This window comes from Roseomonas sp. F4, assembly GCF_053891155.1.
Genome location: NZ_JBSSHK010000001.1, coordinates 406841 through 424025 on the forward strand (window position 1 = coordinate 406841; position 17185 = coordinate 424025).

The 17185-nt window shown below is 69.9% G+C and carries 18 protein-coding genes; 12 read left to right on the top strand and 6 right to left on the bottom strand.

The features are described 5' to 3' along the window. Positions 1–160 precede the first annotated feature (160 nt). The 9 genes from coxB (at position 161) to ACVFYP_RS01985 (ending at position 7882) form a co-directional block, all read left to right on the top strand. Positions 161–1087: a cytochrome c oxidase subunit II gene (coxB, locus tag ACVFYP_RS01945; protein WP_499198436.1), complete on the top strand. Its 927-nt coding sequence runs from the start codon at positions 161–163 to the stop codon at positions 1085–1087. A 39-nt stretch (positions 1088–1126) separates the two neighbouring features. Beyond that, positions 1127–2731 (top strand): cytochrome c oxidase subunit I, encoded by a 1605-nt coding sequence (gene ctaD, locus ACVFYP_RS01950; protein ID WP_499198437.1) that lies wholly within the window; start codon positions 1127–1129, stop codon positions 2729–2731. A gap of 6 nt (positions 2732–2737) precedes the next feature. Beyond that, positions 2738–3679 carry a heme o synthase gene (locus tag ACVFYP_RS01955; protein ID WP_499198438.1) on the top strand — a complete coding sequence of 314 codons (942 nt, stop codon included), beginning with the start codon at positions 2738–2740 and terminating at the stop codon, positions 3677–3679. Next, complete coding sequence (locus ACVFYP_RS01960; RefSeq protein WP_499198439.1) at positions 3676–3804, top strand: cytochrome c oxidase system small membrane protein; 129 nt, start codon at positions 3676–3678, stop codon at positions 3802–3804. Before ACVFYP_RS01955 ends, ACVFYP_RS01960 begins: the two co-directional genes overlap by 4 nt. 1 nt (position 3805) lies before the next feature. Next, a complete protein-coding gene (locus tag ACVFYP_RS01965; RefSeq protein ID WP_499198440.1) occupies positions 3806–4423 on the top strand; it encodes a cytochrome c oxidase assembly protein in 618 nt (205 codons plus the stop codon). A 90-nt stretch (positions 4424–4513) separates the two neighbouring features. Further along, positions 4514–5350 (top strand): cytochrome c oxidase subunit 3, encoded by an 837-nt coding sequence (locus ACVFYP_RS01970; protein ID WP_499198441.1) that lies wholly within the window; start codon positions 4514–4516, stop codon positions 5348–5350. Between the two features lie 8 nt (positions 5351–5358). After that, on the top strand, positions 5359–5733 hold the full coding sequence (locus tag ACVFYP_RS01975; RefSeq protein WP_499198442.1) for a DUF983 domain-containing protein: 375 nt from the start codon (positions 5359–5361) through the stop codon (positions 5731–5733). A 2-nt stretch (positions 5734–5735) separates the two neighbouring features. Beyond that, positions 5736–6404 carry an SURF1 family protein gene (locus tag ACVFYP_RS01980; RefSeq protein ID WP_499198443.1) on the top strand — a complete coding sequence of 223 codons (669 nt, stop codon included), beginning with the start codon at positions 5736–5738 and terminating at the stop codon, positions 6402–6404. Beyond that, positions 6401–7882 (top strand): carboxypeptidase M32, encoded by a 1482-nt coding sequence (locus ACVFYP_RS01985; protein ID WP_499198444.1) that lies wholly within the window; start codon positions 6401–6403, stop codon positions 7880–7882. The genes ACVFYP_RS01980 and ACVFYP_RS01985 overlap by 4 nt, the downstream gene beginning before the upstream one ends. Here ACVFYP_RS01985 and ACVFYP_RS01990 read toward each other — a convergent pair. From ACVFYP_RS01990 to ACVFYP_RS02005, 4 genes are all read right to left on the bottom strand, one after another. Further along, positions 7867–8217 carry a c-type cytochrome gene (locus ACVFYP_RS01990; protein WP_499198445.1) on the bottom strand — a complete coding sequence of 117 codons (351 nt, stop codon included), beginning with the start codon at positions 8215–8217 and terminating at the stop codon, positions 7867–7869. The two genes, ACVFYP_RS01985 and ACVFYP_RS01990, sit on opposite strands and share 16 nt — an antisense overlap. Continuing rightward, the gene (locus ACVFYP_RS01995; RefSeq protein ID WP_499198446.1) at positions 8214–9245 is read right to left on the bottom strand and encodes a Vgb family protein; all 1032 of its coding nucleotides are present in this window, start codon (positions 9243–9245) and stop codon (positions 8214–8216) included. Before ACVFYP_RS01995 ends, ACVFYP_RS01990 begins: the two co-directional genes overlap by 4 nt. A gap of 61 nt (positions 9246–9306) precedes the next feature. Continuing rightward, complete coding sequence (locus ACVFYP_RS02000; protein ID WP_499198447.1) at positions 9307–10626, bottom strand: dihydroorotase; 1320 nt, start codon at positions 10624–10626, stop codon at positions 9307–9309. Further along, a complete protein-coding gene (locus ACVFYP_RS02005; protein ID WP_499198448.1) occupies positions 10626–11270 on the bottom strand; it encodes a GntR family transcriptional regulator in 645 nt (214 codons plus the stop codon). The genes ACVFYP_RS02000 and ACVFYP_RS02005 overlap by 1 nt, the downstream gene beginning before the upstream one ends. A gap of 103 nt (positions 11271–11373) precedes the next feature. On the opposite strand from ACVFYP_RS02005, the gene ACVFYP_RS02010 reads away from it, so the two are divergent. From ACVFYP_RS02010 to ACVFYP_RS02020, 3 genes are all read left to right on the top strand, one after another. Next, the gene (locus tag ACVFYP_RS02010; protein WP_499198449.1) at positions 11374–12114 is read left to right on the top strand and encodes a maleate cis-trans isomerase family protein; all 741 of its coding nucleotides are present in this window, start codon (positions 11374–11376) and stop codon (positions 12112–12114) included. After that, positions 12105–13067, top strand: coding sequence for an ornithine cyclodeaminase family protein (locus ACVFYP_RS02015; RefSeq protein ID WP_499198450.1), 963 nt, complete (start codon positions 12105–12107; stop codon positions 13065–13067). Before ACVFYP_RS02010 ends, ACVFYP_RS02015 begins: the two co-directional genes overlap by 10 nt. A gap of 115 nt (positions 13068–13182) precedes the next feature. Beyond that, the gene (locus tag ACVFYP_RS02020) at positions 13183–15285 is read left to right on the top strand and encodes an HWE histidine kinase domain-containing protein (protein WP_499198451.1); all 2103 of its coding nucleotides are present in this window, start codon (positions 13183–13185) and stop codon (positions 15283–15285) included. A 46-nt stretch (positions 15286–15331) separates the two neighbouring features. Here the strand turns inward: ACVFYP_RS02020 and ACVFYP_RS02025 are convergent, their stop codons facing one another. Together ACVFYP_RS02025 and ACVFYP_RS02030 are read right to left on the bottom strand one after the other, a co-directional pair. After that, positions 15332–16132: an SDR family NAD(P)-dependent oxidoreductase gene (locus ACVFYP_RS02025; protein ID WP_499198452.1), complete on the bottom strand. Its 801-nt coding sequence runs from the start codon at positions 16130–16132 to the stop codon at positions 15332–15334. Between the two features lie 32 nt (positions 16133–16164). Next, a complete protein-coding gene (locus ACVFYP_RS02030; protein ID WP_499198453.1) occupies positions 16165–17157 on the bottom strand; it encodes a Bug family tripartite tricarboxylate transporter substrate binding protein in 993 nt (330 codons plus the stop codon). Positions 17158–17185: the final 28 nt, after the last annotated feature.

Here is a 17185-nt window from a genome sequence, read left to right on the forward strand (position 1 = left end):
CAACGCGACCTGCCGCGGCGGCGGCAGAAGAGGCGCGCTTGGGGCCTGGGGCGGGCGGGCCGCCCCCTGGTCGGCGGCAGTTTCAGCGTGCGACGCGGTGCGCTGACGAGATGACAGGATGCGGCACGTGATCGGTGCGTTTCGGGAAATGACGGGTCGGATGTCCGGCCTGCTGGGAATGGCGCTGCTGGCGGCCGCGGTTGTGGCCCTTGGCGCGCCGGGCATGGCCTTGGCGCAGGATGCCGGCATGGTCGGCGCGCCGGTGCCCTGGGGCATGGGCCTTCAGCAGTCCGGTGGACCGATCAAGGACGCGATTTCGTCCTTCAACACGCTGGTCTTCTGGATCATCGTGGCCATCACGATCTTCGTGGCGCTGCTTCTGGCCTATGTGGTCTGGAGGTTCCGCGCGGAGTCCAATCCGAACCCGTCGCGCACCAGCCACAACACGGTGCTGGAAATCGCCTGGACGGTGGTGCCGGTGCTGATCCTGGTGGTCATCGCGATCCCCTCCTTCCGCCTGATCTACTATCAGGACCGGACGGTGGATGCGGATCTGACCATCAATGTGCAGGGCCGTCAGTGGTACTGGCACTACGGCTACCCCGACAACGGCAGCTTCACCTTCGACAGCTACCCGGTGCAGACCGCGGACCTGGCCGCTGGCCAGATGCGCAACCTCGAAGTCGACAACCCCCTGGTGATCCCGGTGGGCGCCAATGTCCGCATCCTCAGCACCGGCCAGGATGTGATCCATTCCTTCTTCATCCCGTCGCTCGGCGTGCAGCGCTACTCCATCCCCGGCCGCACGCTGGAGACCTGGATGCGCGCCGACCGGCCGGGCACCTTCTATGGCCAGTGCAACCAGATCTGCGGTGTGAACCACTGGTTCATGCCGATCGTGGTGCGCGCCGTGCCGCAGGCGGAATTCGAGGCCTGGGCCGCCGAGGCGCGCACGCGCTTCGCCCAGGGCCTGCCGCCGGGCGCGCCGCGCGCTCTGGCCGCCGCGCCTGATGCGGCCCCGGCCATTGCCGCCCCTGGCGCCGATGCGGCGCAGGCCCAGATGATCGTCGCCCAGGCCCGCCGCTAAGGCGGGTCTGAAGCCAACACCAGAAGCGGATACACCCCGATGGCGACCGCGACCCACGCGCCCCACGACGATGGCCATGACCATCACGACCACAAGCCGAACTTCGTGAACCGGTGGCTGTTCTCCACCAACCACAAGGATATCGGCACCCTCTATATCGGCTTCTCGCTGATCGCGGCGCTGGTCGGCATCGGCCTGTCGCTGCTGATGCGGATCGAGCTGCAGCAGCCCGGCATGCAGATCTTCGCCGATGGCCAGATGTGGAATGCCTATGTCTCGGCGCATGGCCTGATCATGGTGTTCTTCGTCATCATGCCGGCGCTGATCGGTGGCTTCGGCAACTGGTTCGTGCCGCTGATGATCGGCGCGCCGGACATGGCCTTCCCGCGCATGAACAACATCAGCTTCTGGCTGCTGGTGCCGGCCTTCCTGCTGCTCGGCTCCTCGCTGTTCATCGGCGGCGGCGCGGGCGCGGGCTGGACCATCTATCCGCCGCTGTCGGATGACACCTACCAGACCGGCCCGGCGATGGACCTGGCGCTGTTCGGCCTGCATCTGGCCGGCGCCTCCTCCATCCTCGGCGCGGCGAACTTCATCACCACCATCTTCAACATGCGCGCGCCGGGCATGACCCTGCACAAGATGCCGCTGTTCGTGTGGTCGATGCTGGTCACCGCCTTCCTGCTGCTGCTGGCGGTGCCGGTGCTGGCCGGTGCGATCACCATGCTGATCACTGACCGCAACTTCGGCACGGCCTTCTTCGACCCGGCTGGCGGCGGCGACCCGGTGCTGTTCCAGCATCTGTTCTGGTTCTTCGGTCACCCCGAAGTCTACATCATGATCCTGCCGGCCTTCGGCATCGTCTCCCATGTCGTGTCCACCTTCAGCCGCAAGCCGATCTTCGGCTATCTCGGCATGGCCTACGCCATGGTCGCGATCGGCGTGGTGGGCTTCATCGTCTGGGCGCACCACATGTTCCAGTCGGGCATCGACGTCGACACGCGTGCCTACTTCATGGCGGCGACGATGGTCATCGCCGTGCCGACCGGCATCAAGATCTTCTCCTGGATCGCCACCATGTGGGGCGGCTCGCTGAAGTTCGACACGCCGATGCTCTTCGCCATCGGCTTCATCTTCCTGTTCACCATGGGTGGCGTCACCGGCGTGGTGCTGGCCAATGCGGGCCTGACGCAGATCCTGCACAACACCTATTACGTGGTGGCGCACTTCCACTACGTGCTGTCGCTCGGCGCGGTGTTCGGCATCTACTGCGGAATCTACTACTGGCTCGGCAAGATGTCCGGCCGCCAGTATCCGGAGATGCTGGGCAAGATCCATTTCTGGCTCACCTTCGTCGGCGTGAACCTGACCTTCTTCCCGATGCACTTCCTGGGCAACCAGGGCATGCCGCGCCGCTACCCGGATTATCCGGACGCTTTTGCGGGCTGGAACATGATCGTCTCGATCGGTTCCTACATCTCGGTCGCCGCCTTCCTGATGTTCTTCTACGTGATCTACGTGACCTTCACGCGCGGCGCGAAGGTTCCGGCGAACCCGTGGGGCGAGGGTGCGACGACGCTGGAGTGGCAGGTCAGCAGCCCGCCGCCCTTCCACTCCTTCGACGAACTTCCGAGGGTCCGGTAAGAGTAAATGAGCAGCACGACCGCCCCTGTCGCCACCGATGTCGTCTCCTCCGACAGTGATCTGTCGGAGGTGCGGGACTGGGTCGCGCTGCTCAAGCCGCGGGTGCTGACCCTTGTGGTCTTCACGGGGCTGATTGGGTTGCTGGTGGCGCCGGGGCATATCCACCCGGTGCTGGGGCTGACGGCGGTGCTGTGCATCACCATCGGCGCGGGCGCGGCCGGCGCGTTGAACATGTGGTACGATCGCGACATCGATGCGCTGATGCGGCGCACCCAGCGCCGGCCGATTCCGGCTGGGCGCATCGCGCCGAATGGGGCGCTGGGCTTCGGCGTGGTGCTGGCGGTGGCCTCGGTCGCCATCATGGGGCTGGCGACCAACTGGGTGGCGGCCGGCTGGCTGGCCTTTTCCATCCTGTTCTATGTCGTCGTCTACACGGCTTGGCTGAAGCGCCGGACCAGCCAGAATATCGTCATCGGCGGCGCCGCCGGCGCCTTCCCGCCGATCATCGGCTGGGCCGCCGTGACCGGCGACGTGACGCTGGTGCCCTGGCTGATGTTCACCATCGTCTTCGCCTGGACGCCCCCGCATTTCTGGGCGCTGTCGCTCTGGGCGCATGGCGATTACGCCCGCGCCGGCGTGCCCATGCTGCCGGTGGTGGAAGGCGCGCGGGAAACCCGCAAGCAGATCCTGATCTATACGGTGGTGCTGGCCATCGCGAGCCTGTCGCCCTGGTTCGTCGGCTTCGCCGGCCCGGCCTACGCCGCGGTGGCCGCCGCGCTGGGTGGCGGCTTCCTGTATCATGCCATCCGCACCTGGCGCGAAGCGCAGGATGAGACAGGCCGCAGCCTGGTTCAGGATGCGGCGGCGCGGCGCACCTTCGCCTTTTCGCTGATGTATCTGTTCATCCTGTTCGGCGCGCTCGCGATCGACCGTCTGGTGCTCGGATGACGCCGGAGCAGAAGCTGGCCTTTGAGAAGCGGCGCCGTGGCCGCAACTGGGCGCTGCTGGCGGCGCTGCTGGGCCTAGTCGTGCTGTTCTACTTCATCGCCGCCGTCCGGCTGATGGGGGGCTGACATGGCTGAGGACCGCAAGGCCGCCCTGGCCCGACGCAACCGCCGCACCGCCATCGCCGCCTTTACCGGCGTCGCCGGCATGGTCGGCGTCAGCTTCGCGGCCGTGCCGCTCTATGACCTGTTCTGCCGTGTCACCGGCTTCAACGGCACGCCGATGATCGGCAGCGCCGCGGCGCCCGGCGCCGGGGAGCAGGTGATGACCATCCGCTTCAACGCCAATACCCAGCCCAACCTGCCCTGGCGGTTCGAGCCGGCGGTCCCCTCCCTCCGCCTGCGGGTGGGGGAGGAGGGTGTGGCCTTCTACAATGCCGAGAGCACCGGCGGCCGTCCCTCCACCGGCATTTCCACCTACAACGTGACCCCGGAAGTGGTGGGCAAGTATTTCCACAAGACCGCCTGTTTCTGCTTTGAGGAGCAGACGCTGACCCCCGGGCAGCGCGTGGACATGCCGCTGGCCTTCTGGATCGACCCGGCCATCGCGCAGGACCCGAATACGCGCGACATCCGGACCATCACCGTCAGCTACACCTTCTTCCGCAGCCTGAGCGACGCCGAACGCAGCGGCGCCCTGGCCAATGCCGGTGCGCATGTCGGGCGCCGGACCACCTCCACCCCTTGATCCTCCCGGCTTGAAAAGCCGGGGGCTTTGAGGATTGATTGGCACGCAGCCGCCAGGATGCGGGCAGACCGAACGGATACCAGGACGATCATGGCAAGCGACTCCGGCCACCCGACCTACAAGCACCCCTACCATCTGGTGGACCCGTCCCCTTGGCCGCTGGCCGGCGCCTTCGCCGGCGGCGCGCTGGTGTTGGGCATCGTCCTGGTGGCGCATTACAACAGCTGGTGGATGCTGGGCCTCGGCCTGGCCGGCGTGCTGGCCACCATGTTCTTCTGGTGGCGCGACATCCTGAAGGAAAGCAACACCGCCGGCCTGCATTCGTCGGTGGTCCGGCTCGGCCTGCGCTATGGCATGATCCTGTTCATCGCCTCGGAGGTGATGTTCTTCGTCGCCTTCTTCTGGGCCTTCTTCCACTTCGCCCTGTTCCCGGACCACGTCTCGGGCAGTGCCGCCGCCACCGCGGTCTGGCCGCCGGCCGGCACCTATACCTTCGACCCGTTCCACCTGCCGCTGCTGAACACCATGATCCTGCTGCTGTCCGGCTGCACGGTGACCTGGGCGCATCACGCGCTTCTGGAGAATGACCGCAAGAGCCTGATCACCGGCCTGGCGCTGACCGTGTTCCTCGGCATGTTCTTCACCTTCTTCCAGGTGGTGGAATACATCGAGGCGCCCTTCGCCTTCACCGGCGGCGTCTATCCCTCCACCTTCTTCCTCGCCACCGGCTTCCACGGCTTCCACGTGATGGTCGGCACCATCTTCCTGGCGGTCTGCCTGATCCGCGCCATCCGCGGCCAGTTCACCCCGCAGAAGCACTTCGGCTTCGAGGCGGCGGCCTGGTACTGGCACTTCGTCGACGTGGTGTGGCTGTTCCTGTTCGTGAGCATCTACTGGTGGGGCGCCGGCGAGATCGCGCATCACTGAGACCGACCATGACGCCTGATCCGACCCCGTCCGCAGCCGCGGGCGGGGTCGCGCCGTTCTGGAGGGCTGCCGGCCTTGGCCGCTGCCCGCGCTGTGGCCAGGGGAAGCTTTTCGCCGGGCTCCTGACTATCGTTCCGGCCTGCGGCGAGTGCGGGCTGGATCTCTCGGCGCAGGATTCGGGCGATGGGCCGGCCGTGCTGGGCATCTTCGTGCTCGGTGCGCTGACCATGATCGGCGCCTTCCTGGTGGAATTCCGGCTGGAGCCCCCACTTTGGGTGCATGCCCTGCTCTGGCCCGCCTTGCTGATCCCCGCCTCCATCCTGACCATGCGCTTCGCCAAGGCGGCGCTGATCGCGCTGACCTGGCGGCAGCGCCGGGGCTGAGGATGCGACGCCTTCTTCTGCCTTTGCTGGTCGTGCTGCCGGCGCTGGCCATCCTGCTGTCCCTGGGCACCTGGCAGATGGACCGGCTGCGCTGGAAGACGCAGCTTCTGGCCGATATCGCCGCCGCCGAGGCCGGCCCCGCCATCCCCCTGACCGCAAATCCCGCCCCCTACAGCAAGGTCGCCGTCACCGGCCGCCTGGATCATGCGCGGGAGGCGCTGCTGGGGCTGGAAGTGCGCGGGCCGGTGCTGGGCAGTCACCTTCTGGTGCCGCTGCTGCGCGACGGCGCGCCGGCCCTGCTGGTGGATCGCGGCTGGGTGCCTTTGGAAGGCGCCCAGCCAGTCCGCCGCCCGGAAGGCCTGGTGACGCTGGAAGGCTATATCCGTCCCGGCGAAACAGCCGGCCCCTTCGCGGCGCAGAACGACACCGCGGGCCGTCGCTTCTACAGCTTCGTGCCGGCGGATATCGGCGCGGCGCTGGGCCTGGAACAGGTGGCGCCCTTTGGACTGGTGGCGCTCGGCACCGCCAATGGCCTGCCCGACCCGGCGCGCAGCCTGCCGCGCCCGACCAACAGCCATCTCGGCTACGCCATCACCTGGTATGGCTTGGCGCTGTCCCTGCTCGGCGTCTTCGCCGTCTGGGCCCGGCGCCGCCTGAAGGATCCCGCATGACCGCCTATCAACGCCTCACCGCCCGCTTCACCCGGATCGGCGCCCTGGGGGAGGCCGCTGGCATGCTGCATTGGGATGCCAGCGCCATGATGCCGCCGGGTGGCGGCGCGGCGCGGGGCGAGCAATTGGCGGCGCTGGCGGGCCTGCGGCATGACCTGCTGGTGGCGCCCGATGTGGCGCTGGATCTCTCCGATGCGACAGCCGAGGACGCGTGGGGCCAGGCCAATCTGGAGCTGATGCGCCACGCCCACCGCCGTGCCACCGCCCTGCCAACCGATCTGGTGGAAGCGGTGGAGCGCGCCAATTCGGCCTGCGAGAAGATCTGGCGCCAGGCCAAGGCCGCCGCCGACTTCGCCCTGGTCCGCCCGGCTTTGACCGAGGTGGTGAAGCTGCAACGGGAGGTCGCCCAGGCGCTGGGCGAGGCGCTCGGCATGACTCCCTATGACGCGCTGATGGATGGCTATCAGCGCGGCGTCACCGCCGCCGATGTCGAGCCGGTCTTCGCGGCTTACGAATCCTGGCTGGCGGAGGCGCTGCCGAAGGCGGAGGCGATCCAGGCGAAGCGTGGCTCGGCACTGCCCTTGCCGGGACCCTTTCCGGTGGCGGCGCAGCGGGAGCTGTGCCGGGCCATGGCGCAGGTGGTGGGCCTCGATTTCGCCCATGCGCGGCTGGATGAAAGCTTGCATCCCTTCTGCGGCGGTACGCCGACCGATGTCCGCATCACCACCTTCTACGACGAATCCAACGTCGCCAAGGCGCTGCTCGGCGTGCTGCATGAAACTGGCCATGCGATGTATGAGCGCGGCCTGCCCGAGACCTTCGCCCGCCAGCCGGTGGGGGAGGCGGCAGGGATGGCCGCGCATGAATCGCAGTCCCTGATCGTCGAGATGCAGGCCTGCCGCTCCGACGCCTTTTTGCAGTTTCTCGGCACCCGCCTGCACGCCCTGGCCGGTGGCGACGCGGCTCCCTACGCCGCCGCGAATCTCGCAAAGCTGTGGCGGCGGGTGGAACGGGGGTTCATCCGTGTCGATGCGGATGAAATGACTTACCCGGCCCATGTCATCCTGCGTTTCAAGCTGGAACGCGCGCTGATCGAGGACCGCCTTCAGGTCGCAGAGCTGCCGGAGGCCTGGAATGCCGGCCTGTCCCAGGCGCTGGGCATCATCCCGCCGCATGACGGTCTGGGCTGCCTGCAGGATATCCACTGGCATGACGGCGCCTTCGGCTATTTCCCCAGCTATACCCTGGGCGCCATGGCCGCAGCCCAGCTGATGGCGGCGCTACGCCGGGCCGAGCCGGGGCTGGATGCGCAGCTCGCCCGCGGCGACATGGCGCCGATGATGCGCTGGCTCGGCACCCATGTGCATGGCCAGGGCGCCCGCCTCGGCTTCCAGGATCTGTTGCGCGCGGCCACCGGAAAGCCGCTGGACCCGGCGGATTTCACCGCCCATCTGACGGCGCGCTACCTGACCGACTGAAGGAAATCAGCCACCGCCGCCCGTTCGGCGGGGTTGGAGAGGCTGTTGGCGCCCATCCAGGTTCCGGGAAACACCTCCTCCGGATCGGCCAGGAAGCGTAGCAGCAACGCGCGATCCCAGCTTCGGCCGGCCTGTTCCAGCGCCGGCGAATAGCCGAAGGCGGCATCGCCGCCGATGCGCCGCCCCATGACGCCAGCGAGGTTCGGCCCCGGCCCGGCCTCCGCCCCGCGTTCCACCGCGTGGCAGGAGGCGCAGTGGGTCTCGAACACCGCGCGTCCGTCCTGCGCCAGCGCTGGGCTGGACAGGGCCAGCGCCAGCACCATCAACCCCCTCAAAGCCCGTATTCGATCCGGACGATGCGGTCCGTGCCGCTCTCCCCGCCCCAGGCCTCGCCTGCCACGCCATCCATCTGCCGGACATTGGCGCCCGGCCGGTCTGAGGGGAAGGACAGGAAGGTTTCGGTGGCTGGGTCAAAGCGGACCACGGCATTGGCCGGGAAGTCGGTCAGCCAGACCTTGTCGGCCGGATCGACATAGACCGAATAGGCGCGTGGCCTTTCGCCCGGCAGGCGCCAAGCCCGCCAGGACCCATCGCGCGGATCGTGCAGGGAGACGTTGCCGCTGTTCCATTCACTGATCCACAGTCGCCCCTGGCTGTCGGTCCAGACCCGGCGGGCGCCTTGGTTGGGGGTCGGCGGCTCGACGATGCGGACCCGGGCGGTCTCCAGATCCTCGATCTGCGCCAGGTGGTTGCCGGCCAGGGAGACGTACCAGATGGTGCCCTGCGGCGTGCGGGTGATGCCATAGGGGCCGCGGCCGCGTGGCGCCTCCCAGACATCCAGCTTTTCACTGGCGGGCTGGAAGCGGCCGTAGATGCCGTTCTGGCCGGTGAACCAATAGGTCCCGTGGCCGTCGAAGACGCCGGTGTTCAGGTTGCCATTGGCGAAGCGCTCCGGAAGCTTCCAGAGCTGCACGCGATGGTCGGCCGGATCGACGCGGGCGATGGCGTTCTGCCCACCCTCGGTCACCCAGGCGGCGCCGTCCGGGCCGGTGATGACGCCATGCGGGCGGGCGCCGGGGCCGAGTTTCACCTCCCGGATCGCGCCGCTGCGCGGGTCCAGCCGGTTCAGCGTGCCGTTGCGCTGGCCGCAGAACCAATAGGTGCCATCGCCCACGGCGGTGATGTCACGGGAGCCGACGCGCTCCGTCACGCCGGGGGCCTTGGCGTCGAACCAGGTCACACGATAGCCCGGCGGCACTGGCGTGCTGGCCTGTGCGGCGCGGGTCTGTAGCAAGGCGGGTGCGGCCAGGCTGGCCGAGGCAAGGCTGAGCAGGTGGCGGCGGTACATCGCATCCTCCCTCATGAACCGATGGTCATCTTGGGAGGAATGCGAAGGCTGGCAAGCCTTTCGTTCAAACAGCCGGTCAGCCCGGCGCCACCACACGGCCGAGCGGCCTGCCCTGAAGCAGACCCTCGCGCATGATGCAGGTGCCGCGCAGGAAGGTGGCGACGGGCCAGCCGGTGATGGCGCGGCCGGCGAAGGGGGTGCGACCGGCGCGGCTGGCCTGGTCGGCATCGCGGATTTCGCCGGGCCGCGCCGGGTCCACCAGCACGATATCCGCCTCGGCGCCGACCGACAGGGACCCCTTGCGCGGGGCCAGGCCAAAGCGCCGGGCCGGCGCCTCGCAGCACAGCCGCACCAGCTCGCCCCAGCCGATCGCGCCTTCCGCCACCGCCTGCAGCATCAGCGGCAGCAGCGTCTGCACGCCGGGAAAGCCGCCCGGCGCCGCCCAGATATCCGCCATCTTTTCCGCCTCGGTATGCGGCGCATGGTCGGTGGCCACCATGTCCACAGCGCCATCCCGCAGCGCGGCCCAGAGCGCCGCGCGATCCGCCGCCTGCCGCAGCGGCGGCAGGATTTTGGCGAAGGGCCCCTGGCGACGAATCTCCTCCTCCTCCAGCAGCAGGTAGTGCGGCGTGGTTTCGGCGGTGACGTCGCGGCCGACGGCGCGGGCGGCCCGCAGCAGGGCCAGCGAGTCGCGGCAGGAGATCTGGCGCAGATGCATCGCGCCACGCGCCAGGGCCAGCGCCCGCGCCGTGCCACGCGCCTCGCTTCCAGGTGGGCGGGATCGGTAGAAGGCGAGGGGGTCGCCGCCCGATCGTCGGGCCTCCGCCTCGGCCGGGCCGATCACCACGTCATCGGCGGGGCTGACGCCGACCGTCAGTCCGGCGGCGGCGGCCTCCGCCAGGATGCCGGCCAGCGCCGCATCGTCGCGCAGCTTCAGATGCGGCGCGATATCGCCGAGAAACACCTCGATGGAGACGGCGCCGGCGGCGGCGAGCCCCGCCACCTCGCCCGGCACCACCGCCGCGCCTTGCAGCCCGATATCGATCCAGGACCGTCCCGGCACCAGCGCCGCCTTGGCGCGCAGATCATCCCCCGTCAGCGTGGCGGGCACATCCGTGGGCATCACCAGCGCCGTCGTCACGCCGCCCAGCGCGGCGGCGGCGCTGCCGCTGGAAAAATCCTCCTTATGGGTGAGGCCGGGGTCGCGGAAATGCACATGGGCGTCGATCAGCCCGGGCAGCAGCACCAGACCCTCGGCCTGGATCACCTCCGCCGCCGCCACCGTTTCGCCGGGCGCGAGCCAGGCCACGACCCGGCCGTCGCGCAGCGCCAGCCCGGCCTCGACCAGGCCATCGGCCGTGGCGATACGGCCGCCCAGGATCAGCCTATCGATCATCAGCCGCTGGAGGCGGGGATCAGGCCGAGCAGCGCCTCGGCATTGGCCTGCACATGCAGCACCGCCAGCTTTTCCGCCCGCCGCGCATCGCGGTCGCGCAGCGCGTCGACAATCACCTCATGCTCATGGCCCAGCGTTTCGGGGTCGCGCTCCACCGCCGCATAGCCGCGCAGCAAGGGCCGCACCAGAAGCCGCAGCCGCCGCGCCTCCGTCGCCGCGCGCGGGCGGTCGCCGAGCGTGCACAGCCGGTCGTGGAAGGCCTCGTGCCGCTCCACCCAGCGTGCCGGGTCGCGCGCCACGCGGCGCATCGCCTGCGCCTCGGCATCCAGCTCTTCGATATCCGCCGCGGTGGCCTCGCGCGCGGCGTGGCGGGCGCAGAGGCCCTCCAGCAAGGCGCGCATCTCGAAGATTTCCAGCAGGTCGCGGCGGTTCAACTCGGTGACCAGCGCGCCGCGATTCGGGCGCAGCGTCACCAGCCCTTCCGCGTCCAATTGGTGCAACGCCTCCCGCACCGGCATGCGGCTGAGGCCGAGATGGAGGGCGATCTGTTCGGGGCGGATGCGGGTGCCGGGGGGCAGGCGGCCGGAGAGGATTTCCTCCCGCAGATAGCTCAGGCACAGGTCCTGGGCGGATTCGCTGGGCATCTGAAGCTGCGTCCTTCCGGCTGCGCGCGGTGCCCGCCTTGACGCTCCGCGGGTGACCGCCTCTAGTGGATTCTTGGATCCAGTATGAGGCCCTCCGCGCCCGATGCCCACCCCCCCGCAATTCGGCCCGCCAGGGCGCATCGGTCTGGTCGTGCCGGCGAACAACTCGGTCATCGAGCCTGAATTCTGGTCGGTCCTGCCGCCCGGCACCGCCCTCTATGCCACGCGGATCCTGGCGCGCGGCGACCTGACGGCGGAAGCGGTTCGAAGCATGGAAGGCGAGATGGACCGCGCCGTCGCGGAACTCGCCGCGACGGGCGTGGACGTGATCCTGCTGGCGGACATGGTCACCACCTTCATCATGGAGCCAGGCTGGAACACGCACCGCACCACCGCCGTGCAGGCCATCACCGGCGTTGCCTGCGCCTCCGCCTGGACCGCAATGGAAGCGGCGCTGGAGGCGCTGGGCGCGCGCCAAATCGCCCTCGGCACGCCTTATCCGGCCGCGATCCATGCCCTGACGCCACCCTTCTTCCAGGCCCAGGGTTTCGACCTGACCGGCCACGCCACGCTCGACATCCTGGCGATGCGGGAGGTGCCGGAGGTGCGGCCGGACCGGCTGCGGGATTTCGTGCGCGGCCTGGCGCGGGAGGGGGCGGAGGCCGTCGTGCTGCTGGCCACCGACCTGCCCAGCTTCGCCAGCATCGCGGCGCTGGAGGCGGAGCTGGGCATCCCCGTGGTGACCTCCAACAGCGCGCTGCTGTGGCAGGCCTTGCGCCTGGCCGGCCATGCCACGCCCCTGCCGGGCCTGGGCAAGCTGCTGGGGATGCCGCGATGCGCCTGATGTCGGAGGCCGAGTTGCGGCGCCTGCTGACGCCGGAACTCGCCGTGGAAAGCAGCCAGCGCGCCTTCATCGCCCTGTCGCGTGGCGAGATCCTGGTGCCGGTGCGGTCGGAGATTGCGCGGCCGGATGGCACCGGCGTGGTCTTCGCCATGCCCGGCTATCTGCCCGGGCGGGTCTTTGGCCTGAAGGTGATCGCCACGCGGGGCAGTGCCAGCACCGCCATGGTGCTGCTGTTCGACAGTGAAAGCCTGGCGCCGCTCGGTCTGCTGTCGGCCGACTTCCTCACGGACTGGCGCACCGCCGGCGGCATCGCCGTGGCGACACGGCTTTTGGCGCGGCCGGAGTCCCGCACTCAGGTCGTCTTCGGCGCCGGCCGGTTGGCGGGGCCCTGCGCGCGGCTGGTGGCGAAGGTGCGGCCGATCACCCGCACCCTCGTCATCGGTCGTAGCGCCACCCGGGCGGAGGCCCTGGCCGCCGCGCTGCGGGCGGAGGGCATGGTGGCGGAGGCGGTGACCGATCCGGCCCTGGTGGCGGAGGCCGATATCGTCACCACCGTGACCAATTCGGACACCCCGGTCTTTCCCGGGGCGGCGCTGCGACCCGGCACCCATGTCAATCTCGGCGGCGCCTTCCGGCCGGAGACGCGGGAGGCGGATGACGATCTGGCACGCTCCGGCCTGTTCTGGTGCGACAGCGAGGCCGCCTGCCTGGCCCGCGCCGGCGACCTCGTGCAGCCTTTGGCGAATGGCGCACTGGATCAAGCGCGCGTGCTGGGCGAGATCGGCGCGGCGCTGGAAGGCCGGTTGCGCGGGCGGCAGGATGCGGGCGAGGTCACAGTGTTCAAATCCCTCGGCAATGCCGCGCAGGATATCTGCCTGGCGGAGGATGCGCTGGCGCTGCCGGATTTCGCCGCGCTCCATTTCGATCCGAGGGGATGCCGCATTCGCCTCTGACCCGCCGGCCATCGACGCCGCATTTGGGGGGGGACTGCATCGTTCGTTGCGAGTAACAGGGTATCCTGTGGCGTGTAGTGGCGCCACATGACGCAACCTCTCATATTGTGACCTGATGCAGATCCAACGCGAGACAGGCGAGGGCGGGCCGGACGCTCCCAGGCCGCTGAAACGGCTGCGCGGCCTGCGCTTCCACCTGGTGGCACTCGTCCTGGCGGTGCTGTTGCCGGCCCTGGCCTTCGGCGCGGCCGTGTCGTGGGAGGCTCTGCGCGGTCGGGAAGCCGCCAACCAGGCGCGGCTGATCGATACCGCCCAGGCCCTGGCCGCCACCATTGACAGCCACATCGCCGGCTACCGCGCCGCGCTGACCGTGCTGGCGGCCACGCCCGGCGCCGGGCAGGCCGATGCCGCCTTCGAGGATCTGGCGCGCAAGACCGGCGGAGCCTTCGGTGGCTGGGTGGCCGTGTTCGATCGCGGCGGGCGGCCGGTGCTCAACACCGTCGCCGCCACCGCCGTACCACTGCCCGGGCCGGGCGGCGCGATCGGGGCGGGTGGTGGCGGGCGCTGGGTGGAGGAGGTCTTCGTCACCGGCCGCCCCGTCATCGCCGACCTCGCCATCGGGCGCGTGTCGGGCCAGGCGGCCGCCTTCGTCCTGGTGCCGATCTGGCGCGACAATGCGGTCTGGCGCGTCACCGGCATGCCCTTGTTGCCGGAACGCCTGTCGGCGCTGCTGGCCGGCCCGATGGAAGGCGGCCCCGGCGCCGCGGCCCTGACCGATGGCGGTGGGACCATCGTTGCTCATTCCCGGGATCAGGCGCGGCTGGTCGGCCAGCGTCGCCCACCGCGGCCGGAGGATGGCCAGCTGGGCCAGGGCGGCCTGCTGCGTGGCAGAGCCCTTTCGGACGGTGCGCCAATCCGTACCGCCTTCCATCGCCTGTCCGCCGCCCCTGGCTGGATGGTCTGGGTGAATGAACCGGAGGCCAGCTTCGACCAGGGGCGGCGCGCCGCCCTGACGGCGCTGGCCGGGGGCGGCGCCCTGGCGCTGCTGCTGGGCCTCGCCCTGGCCGTCGCCCTGTCCCGCCGCCTGCTGAGGCCGGTGGAGGCGCTGCTGGCGCGGGTCGAAGGGGTGGCGACGGGGGGCCTGCAGCCCAGCGCCGTCGAGGTGCCGGCCGCCACGGTGCGGGAGTTCGAGCGGCTGCGCCAGGCGGTGATCGCTTCGGAGATGGAATTGCGCGACGGCGCGCAACGCCAGCGCCTGGCGCTGGAGGCCGCGGAGCTGGCGACCTGGGAGGTGGATCTGCGCGACCAGCGCGTGGTCCGGGATGCGCGGATGCTGGAGATTTTCGGGCTCTCCGGCCAGGGCGCCTTCGGCCCCTATCCGGCCTGGCGCGACCATGTGCATCCGCAGGACCGGGACGGGCTGGAGGCGGCGCTGGACAGCGTGCGCTCCGGTGCCGCGGAACGCGCCAAGATGACCTATCGCTTCCAGCGGCCCGACGGCCAGTGGCGCTGGGTGGAATGCTACGCCCGCGCCGCTGAGCGGGACCCGGCCACCGGCGCGGCGCTGCGCATGATCGGCACCGCGCAGGATGTGACGGCGCGGCGGGATGCGGAGGAACGCCAGGCGCTGCTGGCGCGGGAGGTCGACCACCGCGCCAAGAATGCGCTGGCCGTGGTGCAATCCGCGCTGCGCCTGACCCCGCGCGACGACCCCGCCGCCTTTGCCCAGGCGATCGAGGGCCGGGTGATGGCCCTGGCGCGGGCGCATACGCTATTGGCGCAGGGGCAGTGGGGCGGCGCGGAACTGCGATCGGTGGTGGAGGGGGAGCTGGGGCCGTTCCTGGGCGCCGCAGGCCCCGCCGCGCATTATGACGGGCCGGCCCTGTCCCTGGCGCCGCCCGCGGTGCAGGCGCTGTCCATGACCTTCCACGAACTGGCCACCAACGCCGCCAAATATGGCGCCTTGGCATGCCCGCAAGGCAGGGTCACCATCGGCTGGAAGGTGGAGGAGGACGCCGCCGGTCCGGTCCTGCATCTGAACTGGGAGGAGGCCGGCGGGACGGCCGTGGCCGTGCCAGGCCGTCGCGGCTTCGGCACCAGCCTGATCGAGGCGACGGTGGTGCGGCAACTGGGCGGCCGGCTGGCCGCCGACTGGCCGGCGGAGGGTCTGCGCTGGCAGGCCTGGCTGCCGCTGAAGCGGGTGCAGGCGAAGGCCTGATATCAGCGGACCGGTCGAATGACCGGTCCGAGCGCCCGGATGGGCGTCAGCCGCAGCGCACGGACATGCCGCCATCCACCACCAGCTCCGTCCCGGTGATGAAGCGCGCTTCGTCGGAGGCCAGGAACAGCACGGCATTGGCTGTGTCGCGGCCGTCGCCGGCGAAGCCCAGCGGGATGCGGGCAACGCGCTGCTTGATCAGCGCCTCCACATCGCCGCCGGCACGCTGGCCGGCGAGGCGCACCTCCACCATCGGCGTGTGCATCTGCCCCGGCACCACGGTGTTCGCGCGGATGCCTCGCGTTGCGTATTGGATGGCGACGACGCGAGAGAACTGGATGACGCCGGCCTTCGACGCCGCATAGGCAACCTGCGCCGCGCCCGTCCAGCGGATGCCAGAGGTGGAGGCGAGGTTGACGATGGCGCCGCCGCCGCCGGCTTCCATCACCGGAATCACATGCTTGCAGGTCAGGAACACGCTTTTCAGATTGTGGTCGATCTGCGCGTCCCAGACCTCCTCCGCCATCTCCACCGGGCCGCCAGCGGCGGAGCCGCCGACATTGTTCACAAGGATGTCGATGCGGCCATGCTCGGCGGCGATGCCGGTGACAAGCTTCGCGATGGCGTCGCTGCTGGTCACATCGCATTGCAGCGGCTGGAAGCGGCCATCCACCTCCGCCACGCGCGCGGCGGTTTCCACCATTGATTCCAGGTCGCGATCAAGGCCGATCACCGTCGCACCCTCCCGCGCGAAGCCGACCGCGATGGCGCGGCCATTGCCCCAGCCGGTGCCGACGGAACCGGCGCCGGTGACGAGGACGATCTTGCCGGTGAAGCGAGCGGACATGCGGGGGAACTCCGATATGAGGGGAAGGGGAATCAATCGAGCGAGATGTTCGCGGCGCGGGCGACGCGGCGCCAGCGATCGATCTCGGCGCGCTGGAAGGCGGCGTATTCGGCGGGGCTGTTGGCGACCACGCTGTAGCCGGCCTCCTCCAGGATCGCCGCATTGGTGGGGTCCTTCAGCACCGCCGCCATTTCCGTGCTGATGCGGTCCAGCAGCGGCGCCGGAATGCCGGCCGGGCCCATCGCCGCCTGCCAGGAGCTGACGTTGAAATCGGGCAGTCCGGCCTCGGCGGCGGTCGGCACATCCGGCAGCAGCTTGCTGCGCTGATCGGCGGTGACCAGGATGGCGCGCAGCTTGCCGTCGCGCACCGGGCCGATGATGGTGCCGAGGCCCTGGAAGGACACCTGCACGCGGCCGGCGAGCTGGTCCAGCACCGCCGTGGCACCGCCGCGGGAGGGAACATGCGTCGCCTCCGTCCCCGTCAGCTGGGTGAAAAGCTCCATGGTCAGATGCGGGGAGGAGCCGATGCCGCTGGTGGCGTGGAACACATCGCCGCGCTTCGCCTTCATCCAGGCGATCAGCTCCGCCAGCGTGTGCACCGGCGCGACCTCGGGGTTCACCACCAGCACGTTCGGCGTGGTGACGGCCAGCGTCACCGGGCTGAAATCCGTCAGCGGGTCGTAGCCGGCATTGCGATACAGCACCGCGTTCAGCGCGAAGACACCGATCGAGCCGACCATCAGCGTGTGCCCATCCGGCGCCGCGCGCATCAGCTGCCGCGCCGCGAGCTGGCCATTGGCGCCCGGCCGGTTCTCCACCACCACGGACTGGCCCAGGCGTTCGGAGAGCCGGACATTGATCGCCCGCGCGGCGATGTCGGAGGCGCCGCCAGGGGCGAAGGGGACCAGAAGGGTGATGGGGCGGTTCGGCCAGGCGGGCTGGGCGTTGGCCTGCCGGTTCAGGGCCGGCGCGGCCAACAGGCTGGCGGCAGCGCCCAAGGCAAGGCGGCGGGAAATGGGCTGCATGGCGTCCTCCGGCCTGTTGCTGTTGCGG